Genomic DNA, 15,546 nt, shown 5'->3' with positions numbered 1-15,546 from the left:
GGGCGCCCAAGTCTACGTAAGGCGGGGCACCCGTCCAGGAATGGAGTTACCCATTCCAGACAAGGACGCCGGACCTCATGATAGGCCGGGGGGAGCCGACCGGACTGCCGGAATGGCCAGAACGGTTCAGCTGCTCGTCTTCATGAGCAGACCGAGCGCGACGATGCACGCGAACCAGAGCAGACCGATCACCACGGTGATGCGGTCGAGGTTGCGCTCCGCGACCGAGGAGCCGCCGACCGACGACTGCATACCGCCGCCGAACATGTCGGAAAGACCGCCGCCCTTGCCCTTGTGCATCAGCACGAGCAGCATCAGCAGGGCGCTGAAGACGACCAAGGCGATCTCGAACCCCATAATCACGGCTGATTCCTACTTTCCTGGCTTACTGGCTTTCCGGCGTTCCCGCAGTGCCGATTACGAGCACGGGGGCCGGCAGCTGGTTCAGCCTGCTCGGCCCCCGCAAGGGTACGACGGATCCGCCCTACCGCATACTCACGATGAACGTCACTGGTCGCGGAACCGGACGATCTTCACGAACTCGTCCGCGTCCAGCGCCGCGCCGCCGATCAGGGCGCCGTCGACGTCGGGCTGGGCCATGATCGCGGCGATGTTGCCGGACTTGACCGAGCCGCCGTACTGGATGCGGACCTTGTCGGCCAGCTCCTGCGAGTACAGCTCCGCGAGGCGCACGCGGATGGCACCGCAGACCTCCTGCGCGTCGTCGGGGGTGGCGACCTCGCCGGTCCCGATCGCCCAGACGGGCTCGTACGCGATCACGATGGACTCGGCCTGCTCGGCCGGGAGGTCCTTGAGGCCGCCGTCGAGCTGCTTCAGCGTGTACTCGACCTGCTGGCCGGCCTTGCGGATGTCCAGGCCCTCGCCGACGCACAGGATCGGGGTGATCCCGTGCTTGTAGGCGGCCTTGACCTTGGCGTTGCAGATCTCGTCGCTCTCGCCGTGGTACTGGCGGCGCTCGCTGTGGCCGACGGCCACGAACGTGCACTTCAGCTTCGAGAGCATCGGGCCGGAGATCTCGCCGGTGTAGGCACCGGAGTCGTGCGCCGAGATGTCCTGGGCGCCGTACTTGATCTTCAGCTTGTCGCCGTCGACCAGGGTCTGGACCGAACGGAGGTCGACGAAGGGCGGCAGCACCGCGACCTCGACGAAGTCGTAGTCCTTGTCGGCCAGGGCGAAGGCGAGCTTCTGGACGTGGGCGATGGCCTCGAGGTGGTTGAGGTTCATCTTCCAGTTGCCCGCCATCAGCGGGGTACGGCCGGCGGTGTTCTCAGTCATCAGGGTTCAGACCTCCAGAGCGGCGAGGCCGGGGAGCGTCTTGCCCTCGAGGTATTCGAGGGAGGCGCCGCCACCGGTCGAAATGTGGCCGAAAGCGTTCTCGTCGAAGCCGAGCGTGCGCACCGCGGCGGCCGAGTCGCCACCGCCGACGACGGTGAAGGCGCTGCTGTCGACGAGGGCCTGCGCGATGGCGCTGGTGCCGCCGGCGTAGTCGGGGTGCTCGAAGACGCCCACGGGACCGTTCCAGAAGACGGTCTCGGCGTCGGCGATCTTCGAGGCGTACAGCTCGCGGGTCTTGGGACCGATGTCCAGACCCTCCTGGTCGGCGGGGATCTTGTCCGCGTCGACGGTGATGAAGTCGGCCGGGGCCTTGGTCTTCAGGTCCGGGAAGTCCTTGGAGGCGAGGATGTCGACCGGGAGGACCAGTTCGACACCGTTCTTCGCGGCGCGCTCCATGTACTCCTTGACGACGTCCACCTGGTCCTTCTGGAGCAGGGAGATGCCGACCTCGTAGCCCTTGGCGTAGAGGAAGGTGTACGCCATGCCGCCGCCGATGAGGATGCGGTCGGCCTTGCCGAGCAGCTGGTCGATGACGGCCAGCTTGTCGGAGACCTTGGCGCCGCCGAGGATGACCACGTACGGGCGCTTGACCTCGTCGGTCAGCTTCTTCAGGACGCCGACCTCGGTGGCGATGAGGTAGCCGGCCGCGTGCGGGAGGCGCGCGGGGAGGTCGAAGACCGAGGCGTGCTTGCGGTGGACAGCGCCGAAGCCGTCGCCGACGTAGATGTCGGCCAGCTCGGCGAGCTGGTCCGCGAAGGCGCCGCGCTCGGCGTCGTCCTTGGCGGTCTCACCGGCGTTGAAGCGCAGGTTCTCGATGACGGCGACCTGGCCGTCGGCGAGGGCCGCGACGGTCTCCTTGGCGGAGGCGCCGACGGTGTCGGTGGCGAACGCGACGTCCGTACCGAGCAGCTCGCCGAGGCGGGCGGCGGCGGGCGCCAGCGAGAAGGCCGGGTCCGGGGCGCCCTTGGGGCGGCCCAGGTGCGAGGCCACGACCACGCGGGCGCCGGCCTCGGCGAGCTTCGCGATGGTCGGCTGCACGGCGCGGATGCGGCCGTCGTCGGTGATCTCACCGTTCGAGAGGGGCACGTTGAGGTCGGCGCGTACGAAGACACGCTTGCCGGAAACGCCCTCGGCGAGAAGTTCGTCGATCGTCTTCATGCTGTTTTCTACTCCTTTTCCCAGCCCAGGACTTTACCCGTGCGGGGTGAGAGGGGTACGAGGCAAGCAACAGGGCCCGTACAGCGCTTCATCGCGCTGCCCGAGCCCCGGTGCTCACATCGTGGTGCCTGCCTTGGTGCTTAGAGCTGACCGCCGACGAACACGGTCAGGTCGACGAGGCGGTTGGAGTAGCCCCACTCGTTGTCGTACCAGCCGATGACCTTGACGCTCTTGCCCTGGACCATGGTCAGGGAGGAGTCGAAGGTGCAGGAGTACGGCCAGTTCACGATGTCGGAAGAGACGATCGCGTCCTCGGTGTAGTCCAGGATGCCCTTCAGCTGGCCCTGAGAGGCCTTCTGGAAGGCCGAGTTGACCTCGTCCTTGGTGACTTCGCGCTCCAGCTCGATGACCAGGTCGGTCACGGAACCGGTGGGGACCGGGACGCGCATCGCGATGCCGTCGAGCTTGCCCGCCAGCTCCGGGATGACCAGCGCGGTGGCCTTGGCGGCACCGGTGGTGGTCGGGATGATGTTCTCGGCGGCCGCGCGCGCCCGGCGCAGGTCCGAGTGCGGGAAGTCCAGGATGCGCTGGTCGTTCGTGTACGCGTGGACCGTCGTCATCATGCCCTTGACGATGCCGAAGTTCTCCAGGAGGACCTTGGCCATCGGCGCCACGCAGTTGGTGGTGCAGGAGGCGTTGGAGATGACGTGGTGGTTGGCCGCGTCGTACTTCTCCTGGTTGACGCCCATCACGATCGTGATGTCCTCGTCCTTGGCCGGAGCCGAGATGAGGACCTTCTTCGCGCCGGCCGCGATGTGCTTGGCGGCGTCGGCCTTCTTGGTGAAGATGCCGGTCGACTCGATGACGATGTCGGCGCCCAGCTCGCCCCAGGGGAGGTTCGCGGGGTCGCGCTCGGCGAAGGTCTTGAAGGTGTTGCCGCCGACGGTGATGGTGTCGTCGGTGTGGCTGACCTCGGCCTTGAGGCGGCCCAGGATCGTGTCGTACTTGAGGAGGTGAACCAGGGTTGCGTTGTCAGTCAGGTCGTTGACACCGACGATCTCGATGTCCGCTCCCTGCTCCAGGAGCGCCCGGAAGTAGTTGCGGCCAATTCGGCCAAAACCATTGATGCCTACGCGGATCGTCACGAACCGATCTCCTCGTTGGTGCGCCGGCCTGTCCGCCAGCGAGCTGTATGGGATGTCCCCGACCGCTTACGACACTACCTCTCCGTGAGCTTCGGAGTGACATCGACCATCCTGTGACACGCCCCGAGGCCCCGCACTCCAGGACGAGTACGGGACCTCGGGGACTTTGTGCCCGGTCACGCACGGTGAGCGCGGGCAGGGCCTCTGATCAGTGGTTCAGCGACCTGAGGGCCTTACCGACCAGTACGGCGCGGTCGGCCGCGGCCGGCACGTGTTCGAGGCCGAAGCCCAGGAGCACGGTGTCACGCGTAGTGACGGAGGCGTAGGACTTGAACAGCTCGCCCGACCGGGACCAATCGCCCGGAACATCGGGGCTTCCGGCAGGTGCGCCCTGGGCGGTCCAGACACCGAACGAGGACTCGAATCCCTCGGCCGCCTGGTCCGTGCCGCCGATCGAGACGCGGGCCTCGTCCGCGAAGACCCCGCGGCCGCCGGAGCCCGGGTCGGTGATGTAGGCGAGGGAGACCTCGACGGTCTTGCCCGCGTAGGCGCTCAGGTCGAAGGAGACCTGCTTCCAGCCGCCGGAGGAACCGGTGAAGGAGTTCCAGGCACCGCTGGTGCCCTGCGGGGCGCAGCCGCCGGCGTCGAGGGTGAGGTAGCGGCGCAGGAACGGGTGGTCGTTGACGAAGAACCCGGCCCCGCACTCCTCAGGAACGGTGGTGGTGGTCAGGCCGCCCAGATCGGGCAGCGTGGTCCAGTCGTCGCCGCCCGCGGTACGGGACTCCAGGACCGCGTGGTCGTAGCCCTCCTCGGTGTTCCAGTTGAGCGCCGTCTTGAGCTTCGGCTGGTCGGCCGCGGTGACACCGGTGAGGTCGATGGTGCGGGTGAGGCGCTTCCAGTCGTCGTCGTCGTGCGTGGCCGAGGCCATCGAGGCGCCCGCGTACGGGGCGTACGGGTTCACGACTCCGGCGTACTGGCCCGCCTGCGCGCTCTTGAACTGCGGGAACTGCGCCGCGGGCAGGGTGTCGGAGGTGACCGTGTAGGAGCCCGGGCGGTCGAGCGGGTTGCCCGTGGCGTCACCGAGGGCGCCCTTGGCTCCGGTCAGGGAGCCGGCGCCGGTGAAGCCGGTGGGGCCGGTGACTCCCGCGCGGCCGTAGGCGCCGAGGAAGTACTGGCTGAAGTCGTTGGTCACGGCGCGGCCGACCTGGGCGTTGCCGCCCGCCAGCTCGCCGGCCTCGATCAGCTTGCCGCCCTCGTTGAGGAAGTCGCGCACGGCCAGCTGGGTGTCGCCGCCCGGGGACTTGGCCCCGGTGTAGTGGACGGCCGTACGGAAGTGGGAGAGGGCTCCGAGGTGGTGCGGGGCGCCCTGGACGGCCACGTCCCAGACCGCCGCGCTCTTGCCGTTGGCCTTCAGGGCGTCCACGTACTCCTGCGCGTGCTGCGCCGGGGCGCCCTCCTCGGCGATCACCAGCACGTCGGCGCGGGGCCGCTCGGCCACCGTGTACGTGAAGTGCCCGCTGGAGACCTGCTTGCCCCGGTCGCGGCCGGTGAACCAGACCTCGACCTTGTCGCCGGGCCGGGCGCCCTCGACCTCGGCGCGGTACTCGTCGAACCAGTTGTTGTCGTCGCCGCCGTAGGTCTCGCCGCCTTTCCAGGCTTCGAGGTCCTCGTCGTGGGTGCGGCCCCCGTTGATCCGGTAGTTGAGTTCCTTGTCCTTCAGCGCCTTGCGGGCGGTGACGGCGACCTTCTGGTCCTCGCCGCGGGCCGCGTAGGAGGTGGTGAAGGGGTCCAGGGTGAAGTCCGCGGCGGTCAGGCCCAGGGAGGACTTCGGCTGGTCCGGGTGCTCGGCGCTCTCGGCCACGGAGAGCGCGAAGGGGATGTTCTTGGCGAACTCGGCCTGGATGAGCTTCTCGTCGTCCGGGAAGTTGAAGCCGGAGGCGCAGTCCTCGGGCTTCCACTGGTCGGCCGGGTCGATCGCGGAGGCCGTCTGGCAGGTGGTCATCTCCGGCGTGAACATCATGATGCCGTTGGCGTTGGCGGCCTGGCTGTCCGCTTCGCCGTTGGTGGTGTAGAGCTCGGAGGAGACCTGGGGGTAGTAGCCGGGGACGGCCGGGTTCTCGGGGGTGCCGGCGAGCGCCTTGTAGGCGATGTCGTCGGGGGTGGGGGTGGCCACCTGCCAGCCCACGCCGTAGAGGATCAGTTCGGCGGCGGAGTGGTAGTTGACGGCGTAGTCGAAGCCGATGCGCTTCTGGAACGTATCCAGGGCGACGGTCTCGGGCTCGGAGGCCGCCTTGGCGCCGCGGTAGGTCTCGCTCGACTGGTTGGGCGAGGAGCCCTCGTTGTCGTAGCCCCACTTGTAGGCGAAGTTGCGGTTGAGGTCCACGCCGTCGCCCGCGGTGATCTTGCCGTCGGCGTTGTTGTCGCGCAGGTTCTTGCGCCACAGCCGCTGGCCGTCGGGGGCGAAGGTGTAGTCGTAGCCGTCGGGGTTGGCGGACAGCAGGAACCACAGCTCGGTGGAGTCCACCAGCTTGGTGATCCGCGGGTCCTTGCCGTAGCCGTCGAGGGTGTGGTGCATCAGCCGCCGGGTCATCTCGGGGGTGATCCACTCACGGGCGTGCTGGTTCGACATGAAGAGCGTGGAGGGCTTGGCGCCGTCCCTGGTCTTCTTGGCGTTCTTGGTCACCTTCAGGGCGAGGATGTCCTTGCCCTGGACGGTCTTGCCGATGGAGACGACCTTGGTGAGGCCGGGGTTCTCCTGGGCGGTGCGCAGGATCTCCTCCTGGAGCCCGCCCTTGCCGCTGTACGGGCGGAAGACCCCGTCGCCGGCCGCCAGCGTGCGCGCCGCGGCCTTGGCCGCGACCTTGCGTTCGGCGAGCTTGATCCCCTGGGCTTCCAGGTCCTTGGCCTGACCGCCGGTGAGGAAGAGCTCGACCTTGGCGGTCCCGCTCTGCGGGGCGCGTTCGGAGAGCTCGTGCGCGTCCTGGCCGGCCGCCAGGACCAGCGGGACCTGCTCCTTGGTGATGTCGGCGTCGTAGACCCGTACCTCGTCGGCGGCGGACCGGTCCGCCGCGCCGGGCTGGGCCTGGGCCGCAGCGGGTAGTGCGGCCAGTGTGGTGCCGAAGACGAATGCGCTTGCGGCGAGGATCGATCTCGCGCGGTGCCTCATGTGCCCCCCTGGGCGTCGTCTGCCACGAAAGTCTCCGTCTGCCACGAAGGCTTCGGACGACAGGCTCACGACCCGCACATGCTCATGTCAATGGGGCATACCGGAAAGGGGCCCGCACGAGTGATCGTGCGAGCCCCTTTCGGAGGTGTTTTCTCCGCTCAGCCGGCCATGTTGTCGGCCAGCTCCTCGCTGTCGCTGAGGTCGAGGTTCGACTCGGTGCCCGGGATCCCGAGGTCCTGGGCCCGCTTGTCGGCCATCGCCAGCAGGCGGCGGATCCGGCCGGCGACCGCGTCCTTGGTCAGCGGCGGGTCGGCGAGCGCGCCCAGCTCCTCCAGGGAGGCCTGCTTGTGCTCCATGCGCAGCCGGCCGGCGGCGGCGAGGTGCTCGGGGACCTCCTCGGCGAGGATCTCCAGGGCCCGCTGGACCCGCGCTCCGGCGGCCACCGCGGCCCGCGCCGAGCGGCGCAGGTTGGCGTCGTCGAAGTTGGCCAGGCGGTTGGCGGTGGCGCGCACCTCGCGCCGCATCCGCCGCTCCTCCCAGGCCAGCACGGAGTCGTGGGCGCCGAGCCGGGTCAGCAGGGCGCCGATGGCGTCCCCGTCCCGTACGACGACCCGGTCCACGCCGCGGACCTCACGGGCCTTCGCGGCGATGGAGAGCCGGCGGGCGGCGCCGACCAGGGCCAGGGCGGCCTCCGGACCGGGGCAGGTGACCTCCAGGGAGGAGGAGCGCCCCGGCTCGGTCAGCGAGCCGTGGGCCAGGAAGGCCCCGCGCCAGGCCGCCTCGGCGTCGCAGGTGGCCCCGGAGACCACCTGTGGGGGGAGACCCCGGATCGGACGGCCGCGGCCGTCCACGAGGCCGGTCTGGCGGGCCAGCTGGTCGCCGCCGGCGACCACGCGGACCACGTACCGGTTGCCCCGGCGCAGGCCGCCGGGAGCCATGATCACGAGATCCGAGGAGTGCCCGAAGATCTCCAGAATGTCCTTGCGCAGGCGGCGGGCCGCGATCCCCGCGTCCAGTTCCGCCTCGATGACGATCCGGCCGCTCACCAGGTGCAACCCGCCCGCGAACCGAAGGATCGCCGAGACCTCCGCCTTCCTGCAGCAGGTGCGGGTGACAGGCAGGCGGGCGATCTCATCCTTCACCGCGGGCGTCATCGCCATGGGCCGATCCTTCCATGCATCCGAAAAATACGGTCGTACGCGGCGGCCAGCAGCTCCGGATCATGCTTCGGAGAGCCGTCCAGCCGGGCAACCGGCGCCAGCTCGACCGCGGCACCGAACCGTTTTGCGGCATCGGCGAGGGACTCGCGATCGGGCACGGCGGCCTGATCGGCCAGCACCACGTCCAGGGCGAGTTTAGGGGCGTGTCGGGCCAAAACCTCCAAATGACGCTGCGGAGAGAAGCCCTCTGTTTCGCCGGGTTGTGGTGCGAGGTTCAGCGAGAGCACCCTGCGGGCCTTCGTCTCGACCAGCGCGTCGAGCAGTTCGGGCACCAGCAGGTGCGGGATCACCGAGGAGAACCAGGACCCCGGACCGAGCACGACCCAGTCCGCGTCGAGCACCGCCGCGACCGCTTCGGGCACCGCCGGCGGGTCGCTCGGCACCACCTGTACGGAGAGCACCTCGCCGGGGGTCAGCGCCACGGTGGCCTGCCCCCGTACGGTGTCCACGTCCTCGGGGCGGGCCGGATCGTGGCCCTTGACCAGGGCCTGGAGCTCCAGCGGAACCGCCGACATGGGCAGCACCCGGCCCTGGGCGCCGAGCAGCTTGCCGACGAGGTCCAGGGCCTGGACGGGGTCGCCGAGCTGTTCCCACAGCGCGACGATCAGCAGATTGCCGACCGCGTGCTCGTGCAGGTCGCCCTGGGACTGGAAGCGGTGCTGGATGACCCGCGCCCAGGTCTGCCCCCAGTCGTCGTCACCGCACAGCGCGGCCAGCGCCTTGCGCAGGTCCCCGGGCGGCAGGACGCCGAGCTCCTCGCGCAGCCGGCCGCTGGAGCCGCCGTCGTCGGCGACGGTGACGACGGCGGTCAGCTCACCCGTGATCCGGCGCAGGGCGGTCAGCGAGGCCGAGAGGCCCATGCCGCCGCCCAGCGCCACGACCTTGGGCGCGGCCACCTCGGAGGCCGCCTCGCCCCGGCGCAGGCCCGTACGGCCCGCGCCGTCCTCCCCCTTGCCGGTGGTGAGGCGGCGCAGGCGGCGGAGCCGCATGGTACGTCCGGTCACTCGCGCCCCATGTCCCTGTGGACGACGACGGTCTCGACTCCTTCGGAGGCGAGGCGGGCGGCGAGCTTCTCCGACATGGCGACGCTGCGGTGCTTGCCGCCGGTGCAGCCGACCGCGATGGTCACGTACCGCTTGCCCTCGCGGCGGTAGCCGGTGGCGATGAGCTGGAGCAGCTCGGTGTAGCGGTCGAGGAACTCCTTGGCGCCGGGCTGGCTGAAGACGTAGCCCGACACCTCCTCGTTCAGGCCGGTGAAGGGGCGCAGCTCCGGGACCCAGTGCGGGTTGGGGATGAAGCGGCAGTCGACGACGAGGTCGGCGTCGACGGGGAGCCCGTACTTGTAGCCGAAGGACATGACGGTGGCCCGCAGCTCGGGCTCCTCGTCGCCGGCGAACTGGGCGTCCATCTTGGCGCGCAGCTCGTGCACGTTCAGGCTGGAGGTGTCGATGACGAGGTCGGCGTCGCCGCGCAGCTCGCGCAGCAGGTCGCGCTCGGCGGCGATGCCGTCGACGATGCGGCCGTCGCCCTGGAGCGGGTGCGGGCGGCGGACCGACTCGAAGCGGCGCACGAGGGCGTCGTCCGAGGACTCCAGGAAGACGATCCGCCGGGTGACCCCGCGGGTCTCCAGGTCGGCGAGGGATTCGCGCAGCGCGTCGAAGAACTGTCGGCCGCGGACGTCGACGACGACGGCGATGCGCGCCACGTTGCCCTGCGAGCGGGCGCCGAGTTCCACCATGGTGGTGATCAGCGCGGGCGGGAGGTTGTCGACGACGAACCAGCCGAGGTCCTCCAGGCACTTGGCCGCCGTACTGCGGCCGGCCCCGGACATACCGGAGATGATCACCAGCTCGGGGATGGCCGCCTCGGCGGTATCTCCGGGCTCCACTGTCGTGCCCGTACTCACCTGTGCTCCGTCTCGGTCGTACTCGGATGCGATGTCTGCGGTGCCGGTTCCGGAATCCTGCTCGGATCCTCGGTCGTGGCGGGTTTCGCGCTCGGTCATTGCTCGGTCCCCCGATCGGATGCTGCTCCCGCGGACGCGGGTGTCTCATCCTCAATGATCTCCCCGGTCGCCGTATTGACGGCGGGACCGGCGGGAACCGCCTGGGCGAGGGCCACGGCCACGGTCTCGGCCGTCTTGCGGCCTATGCCCGGGACCTCGCAGATCTGGTCGATTGTCGCCTGTCTCAGCTTTTTCACCGAACCGAAGTGCTTGATCAGGGCCAGTTTGCGGCTCTCGCCGAGCCCGGGGACCTCGTCGAGGGGGCCGGCCTTCAGGCGCTTGCCCCGCTTGTTGCGCTGGTACTGGATGGCGAACCGGTGGGCTTCGTCACGCACCCGCTGGAGCAGGTACAGGCCCTCGCTGCTGCGGGGCAGCACCACCGGATCGTCCTCCCCGGGCAGCCAGACCTCCTCCAGCCGCTTGGCGAGGCCGCACACGGCGACGTCGTCGATCCCCAGCTCTTCCAGGGCGCGCTTGGCGGCGGCCACCTGGGGCTGCCCGCCGTCGACCACGACGAGCTGCGGCGGGTACGCGAAGCGCTTGGGGCGTCCGTCGTCCTCGGGCGTGTCCCGGTCGACTTCCCCGCCGGCGGCGGCCCCGGGGGACTCGGAGGACTCGGAGGACTCGGGGGACTCGGGGGACCACTCCCCCGTCTTCAGCTTCTCCTGGAGGTAGCGGCGGAAGCGCCGGGAGACGACCTCGTGCATGGAGCGGACGTCGTCCTGGCCCTCGAAGGACTTGATCTGGAAGCGCCGGTACTCGCCCTTGCGCGCGAGCCCGTCCTCGAAGACGACCATCGAGGCCACGACGTCGTCGCCCTGGAGGTGGGAGATGTCGAAGCACTCGATGCGCAGCGGCGCGCCGTCCAGGTCCAGGGCCTCGGCGATCTCCTCCAGGGCCCGCGAGCGGGTGGTGAGGTCGGCGGCGCGCTTGGTCTTGTGCAGGGCGAGGGACTGCTGGGCGTTGCGGTGGACGGTCTCCATCAGCGCCTTCTTGTCCCCGCGCTGCGGGATGCGCAGGCTGACCTGCGAACCGCGCCGCTCGGCGAGCCACTGGCTCAGGGCCGGGGTGTCCTCGGGGAGCGCCGGAACCAGCACCTCCTTGGGGACGGACTCGCCCTTCTCCTCCCCGTACAGCTGCTGCAGGGCGTGCTCGACGAGTCCGGCGGTGTCCACGGCCTCGACCTTGTCGGTGACCCAGCCGCGCTGGCCGCGGACCCGGCCGCCGCGGACGTGGAAGATCTGCACGGCCGCTTCGAGCTCGTCCTCGGCCACCGCGAACAGGTCGGCGTCGGTGGCGTCGGCGAGCACGACCGCGTTCTTCTCCATGGCCCGGCGCAGGGCCCCTATGTCGTCGCGCAGCCGGGCGGCCTTCTCGTACTCCATCTCCTCCGCGGCCTCGTGCATCTGCTGTTCGAGGCGGGTGAGGTAGGTGCCGGTGCGGCCGGCCATGAAGTCGCAGAAGTCCTCGGCGAGTTCGCGGTGCTCCTCGGGGGTGACCCGGCCGACGCAGGGCGCGGCGCACTTGCCGATGTACCCGAGCAGGCACGGGCGGCCGATCTGGGCGGACCGCTTGAACACACCGGCGGAGCAGGTGCGGACGGGGAAGACCCGGAGCATCAGGTCGACGGTCTCGCGGATGGCCCAGGCGTGCCCGTACGGGCCGAAGTAGCGCACGCCCTTCTTCTTGGGTCCGCGCATGACCTGGACCCGCGGGTAGTCCTCGTTCATGGTGACGGCGAGGGAGGGGTAGCTCTTGTCGTCCCGGTACTTGACGTTGAACCGGGGGTCGAACTCCTTGATCCAGGAGTATTCGAGCTGGAGCGCCTCGACCTCGGTGGAGACCACGGTCCACTCGACGGAGGCGGCCGTGGTCACCATGGTGGCGGTGCGCGGGTGCAGCCCGGCGAGGTCCTGGAAGTAGCTGGCCAGCCGCTGGCGCAGGCTCTTGGCCTTCCCGACGTAGATCACCCGGCGGTGCTCGTCGCGGAATTTGTAGACCCCCGGGGAGTCGGGGACCTGTCCCGGCTGGGGGCGGTAGCTGGAAGGGTCGGCCATGCCAACCACCCTACTGTCGCCCGCCGACAAGCGGGCCGAGGCCTCCCGGTCGCGGGCCGAGGCCTCCCGGTCGCGGGGCAGGGTCCGGCCGCCCGGCAGGCGGCCGGACGGCCGGACCCTCCGGGTGGCTACGCCCGCACCACCCGCTGCCGCCGGGCGCGCCGCGCGGCCACCGCGCCGGCCGCGCCCAGCGCCAGAGCCAGGGCTCCGGCGGTCATCGGGAGCCCGGCGGAGGCGGGCCCGGTGGTGGCGGAGGCCGCCGTGGCTTGCGTGGCTTGCGTGGCTTCCGTGGGGGCGAAGCCACCGGCCTTGCCGGCCTTGCCGTAGGCGGATCCCGGCAGCTTGTCCCCGTAGGCCTTCACGACCCGCGTCCGGTAGGCGGCCAGGCTCGTGCCCTGCCCGCCGACGGCGGTGGCCGCGTCCTCGTCCAGGGGCAGGACCCGGTCGCCGCCGGCCACGTACCAGGCGTCGATCTGCGGTTCGCGGAACACGGTCCCGCCGGGGAGTTTCGCCGCGCCGAGCCGCGCATAGCGGAACTCGTCGTCGCCGGTGGCGATGTTCACCACCTGCCAGCCCGCTTCGGTCTGCGCGGTCCACAGGGCGGCCTGCTGTCCGTCCGAGGAGACGGCCTGGCTGGCGAGGAACTCCAGCCGGGCCACGCTCGCGCCCGCCTTCCCGGCGACGAACTCCGGGGAGAGGTAGTGCACGGGAACGCTCTCGCCCTCGATGCGGGGCCGCGCGGCGGCGAGCGAGACCTTGCCCTCGCGGGCGAAGAAGCGCGACAGGGTGGCGAGGGTGTCGGGGGCCGCCGCCGTCCGCCCGGCGGCGGCCAGGTTCTCGGCGGTGGCGGCCTGGGGCTGCGGTACGGGCGCCGCGGACGCCTGGGCGGGGGCCAGGGCCAGTACGGCGGTCGCGGCGACGGCCGCGGCGGCGAGACGGGCCTTCATGAGGTCACGGGGATTCATGGGGTCACGCCCCGATCCGGTAGAGCGAGTGGGTCCAGGAGAAGGTGCTGTTGTCCACGTACCAGGCGTGCGAGGCCCAGTTGTAGCGGTCGCTGGAGGGCCATGGGTCTCCCCAGTACACCCAGCTGTTCGCGGTGTCGTAGCCGTAGATCACGTGCATGTGGCCGCCGCCGTTGGACCACTGGATGCGGGTCTCGACCGGGCGGTTGGCGTTGATCTCGGTCTGCACGGTGGAGTACTGGAGCCAGCCGGTCACGTAGGAGCCGGAGTTGATGCCGGCCCAGCGCAGGGCGGTCTGCACGTTGGCCAGGTTGGCCTGGTTGTTGGGGCAGTCGTAGCCCTGCTGGCGGTTGAACGCCGCGTTGCAGAACTGGTTCTGGCTGTAGGTGCGGCCGAACCAGGTGGCGATGGTGTTGCCCGAGGCGGCCCAGCACCAGTTGGTCTTCTGCTGGGCCTGCATGGTGATGTTCAGCCGCTTGGACGCCAGCGCCGAGGTCTCGGCGGGTACGGCGGCCACGGATGAGATGGCGGTCGTGGTGCCCGTACCGGCGGCGACATCGGCGGCGGTGGCGGCAGCGGTGGGCAAGGCGAGCAAGGCGGTGAGCAGGGCGGTGACGAAGGCGGCGAGGGAAAGCCGCCGGTTGCGGTGGCGCATCGCGTTCCTCCCGTTGTGGGGAGCGGGGATGGAGGAGCGCGTCCGGACGCTGTGGAGGAGCATCGGGGTGTTGTCGGGAACAGGTCAACACGCTTCAATACGGCGTGACATCACGGTGTGAACGGTGGGGCCGGAGTGTGAACGTCCGCCGTCACCCCACCTGGACCCACCGGGACCGCGGGCGTCACCCGCCGGAGCACCCGCACCCCGTCGCGTGAACGTTCACAGGAGGAGCCGCCATGCGGTCGAGCGCGAACGGCACCTTCCCGGACAGCGCCCCCGCGAACACCGCCGCTTCGGACGGCGCCCGCGCGGACGCCGCGCTGGAGCTGCCGCGCCTGCTGCGCGACGGCCCCTTCCACCTGGCGCTCCGCGCCGCCCTCGCCGCCCTCGGCCTGCCCCTGCACCGGGTGCAGCACCGGCTCGCCGCCCGCGGCGTCAAGCTCGGGGTGACGAGCCTCAGTTACTGGCAGCAGGGCGCCCGGCGGCCGGGCCGCCCCGAGTCGCTGAAGGCCGTACGGGCCCTGGAGCAGATCCTGGAACTGCCCGAGGGGGCCCTGCTGCGGCTGCTGGCCGCGCCGGATCCCGCCGCGCCCGGGACGGCCCGGCCGCCCGCGCGTTCGTACCGGGCGCTGTTCAGCGTGGGCGCGACCGTGGAGGGGCTGCTGGCCGGCATGGAACTGCCCGCGGACGGCGGCCTGCACACCGTCGGCCATCACGAGCGGGTGTGGATCGGGCCCGCCGGGGAACTCCTCGGCCGCGAATCGCAGCACGTCGTACGGGCCCACCGCGACGGGGTCGACCGGTACGTCGCGGTGCACCACGGCGACCCGGGCTGCGATCCCCGGCGGATCCGGGTGCGGGCCGACGAGAACTGCCGGACCGGGCGCGTCCGCCGCCACCCCGAAGCCGAGCTGGTCGTCGCCGAACTGCTCTTCGACACCCGGCTGCGCGCCGGGGACACCTACGTCTTCGGCTACGGCTTCGAGGACGGCACCGCCGGCCGCAGCAGCGAGTACGTGCGCGGCTTCAGCTACACGGGCGGGCAGTACGTGCTCCAGGTCCGCTTCGACGAGGCCGCGCTGCCGGTGCGCTGCCGCCGCTTCACGCGCAGCGGGGCGGACGCGCCGCGCGGGCGGCTCGTGGACCTGAACCCGAGCGGACCGTACCGGGCCGTGCACCTGGTGGAGCAGGGGGTGCGGCGCGGGATCCTGGGGATCGGGTGGGACTGGGAGTGAGCGCCGGCCCGGCGCTCCAGCCGGTCAGCCCGCCAACTCGTCAGCCCGTCAGCCCGTCAGCCCGTCAGCCCGTCAGCCCGTCAGCCCGCGACGAGGTTGCCGCCCTCGACCTTCACCGGGACCTCGGGCAGCGGCTCGGTGGCCGGGCCGCGCAGCACCTGGCCCGTGGTCACGTCGAAGCGGCTGCCGTGGCACGGGCAGTTGCCCTCACCTTCGACAATCTTGTCCAGGACGCAGCCCGAGTGGGTGCACTGGGCGCTGAAGGCCTTGTACTGGCCCGCCTCCGCGCAGCTGACCACGAGCTTCTTCTCCCGGAACAGCTTCGCGCCGCCGACCGGGACCTCGGCCGCCGCCCCCAGCTCGACGGGCTGGGCGGGGACCGCCGGGGAACCGGAGCCGCTGTTGGTCGCGGTCGAGCAGGCGGTGAGCGCAGCGCCGCCGCCGACGGCTCCGACGATCGCGGCGGCGCCCTTGAGGACGGTACGGCGGGCGGCGGACTGCGAGGCGGACATGCGGTTCTCCCGGAACGAGGCGGCGTGCGGATACGGCGGGGCCGGAATCGGCACGGCCGGGCCCGGCGG

Annotated in this window: 13 protein-coding genes; 1 reads left to right on the top strand and 12 read right to left on the bottom strand. The window is 70.8% G+C overall.

The window, feature by feature from the left end; translation table 11 throughout:
• Positions 1-126: 126 nt before the first annotated feature.
• The 11 genes from secG to OG730_RS31065 all read right to left on the bottom strand — a co-directional run bounded on the left by secG (position 127) and on the right by OG730_RS31065 (position 13,727).
• On the bottom strand, positions 127-357 hold the full coding sequence (secG, locus tag OG730_RS31115) for a preprotein translocase subunit SecG (RefSeq protein ID WP_327309495.1): 231 nt from the start codon (positions 355-357) through the stop codon (positions 127-129).
• A 150-nt stretch (positions 358-507) separates the two neighbouring features.
• Positions 508-1,296: a triose-phosphate isomerase gene (tpiA, locus tag OG730_RS31110; RefSeq protein WP_327307344.1), complete on the bottom strand. Its 789-nt coding sequence runs from the start codon at positions 1,294-1,296 to the stop codon at positions 508-510.
• A gap of 6 nt (positions 1,297-1,302) precedes the next feature.
• Positions 1,303-2,514 carry a phosphoglycerate kinase gene (locus OG730_RS31105; RefSeq protein WP_327307343.1) on the bottom strand — a complete coding sequence of 404 codons (1,212 nt, stop codon included), beginning with the start codon at positions 2,512-2,514 and terminating at the stop codon, positions 1,303-1,305.
• 140 nt (positions 2,515-2,654) lie between these two features.
• Positions 2,655-3,659 (bottom strand): type I glyceraldehyde-3-phosphate dehydrogenase, encoded by a 1,005-nt coding sequence (gap, locus tag OG730_RS31100; protein ID WP_243338363.1) that lies wholly within the window; start codon positions 3,657-3,659, stop codon positions 2,655-2,657.
• 208 nt (positions 3,660-3,867) lie between these two features.
• Positions 3,868-6,825 carry a M14 family metallopeptidase gene (locus tag OG730_RS31095; protein ID WP_327307342.1) on the bottom strand — a complete coding sequence of 986 codons (2,958 nt, stop codon included), beginning with the start codon at positions 6,823-6,825 and terminating at the stop codon, positions 3,868-3,870.
• Between the two features lie 158 nt (positions 6,826-6,983).
• Positions 6,984-7,985 (bottom strand): DNA-binding protein WhiA, encoded by a 1,002-nt coding sequence (gene whiA / locus OG730_RS31090; RefSeq protein WP_112449750.1) that lies wholly within the window; start codon positions 7,983-7,985, stop codon positions 6,984-6,986.
• Positions 7,976-9,049: a gluconeogenesis factor YvcK family protein gene (locus tag OG730_RS31085; protein ID WP_327307341.1), complete on the bottom strand. Its 1,074-nt coding sequence runs from the start codon at positions 9,047-9,049 to the stop codon at positions 7,976-7,978. The genes whiA and OG730_RS31085 overlap by 10 nt, the downstream gene beginning before the upstream one ends.
• Complete coding sequence (rapZ, locus tag OG730_RS31080) at positions 9,046-10,050, bottom strand: RNase adapter RapZ (RefSeq protein ID WP_327307340.1); 1,005 nt, start codon at positions 10,048-10,050, stop codon at positions 9,046-9,048. Before rapZ ends, OG730_RS31085 begins: the two co-directional genes overlap by 4 nt.
• A complete protein-coding gene (gene uvrC / locus OG730_RS31075) occupies positions 10,047-12,107 on the bottom strand; it encodes an excinuclease ABC subunit UvrC (protein WP_327307339.1) in 2,061 nt (686 codons plus the stop codon). The genes rapZ and uvrC overlap by 4 nt, the downstream gene beginning before the upstream one ends.
• A gap of 128 nt (positions 12,108-12,235) precedes the next feature.
• Positions 12,236-13,072, bottom strand: coding sequence for a hypothetical protein (locus tag OG730_RS31070; RefSeq protein WP_327307338.1), 837 nt, complete (start codon positions 13,070-13,072; stop codon positions 12,236-12,238).
• Positions 13,073-13,076: 4 nt separating this feature from the next.
• Entirely contained in the window at positions 13,077-13,727 is a 651-nt protein-coding gene (locus OG730_RS31065) for a papain-like cysteine protease family protein (RefSeq protein ID WP_327307337.1), read from the bottom strand.
• A gap of 239 nt (positions 13,728-13,966) precedes the next feature.
• Between OG730_RS31065 and OG730_RS31060 the strand changes: the two genes are divergently transcribed.
• Positions 13,967-14,965: a hypothetical protein gene (locus OG730_RS31060; RefSeq protein WP_327307336.1), complete on the top strand. Its 999-nt coding sequence runs from the start codon at positions 13,967-13,969 to the stop codon at positions 14,963-14,965.
• A gap of 80 nt (positions 14,966-15,045) precedes the next feature.
• On the opposite strand, the gene OG730_RS31055 is transcribed toward OG730_RS31060, so the two are convergent.
• Positions 15,046-15,477, bottom strand: a complete 432-nt coding sequence (locus tag OG730_RS31055) for a Rieske (2Fe-2S) protein (protein ID WP_327307335.1) — start codon at positions 15,475-15,477, stop codon at positions 15,046-15,048.
• Between the last annotated feature and the right edge of the window lie 69 nt (positions 15,478-15,546).

The sequence above is a fragment of the Streptomyces sp. NBC_01298 genome, from assembly GCF_035978755.1.
Taxonomy (GTDB): domain Bacteria; phylum Actinomycetota; class Actinomycetes; order Streptomycetales; family Streptomycetaceae; genus Streptomyces.
The sequence above is the reverse complement of the archived record's forward strand: the minus strand, read 5'-3'. Positions and strand labels throughout refer to the sequence as shown.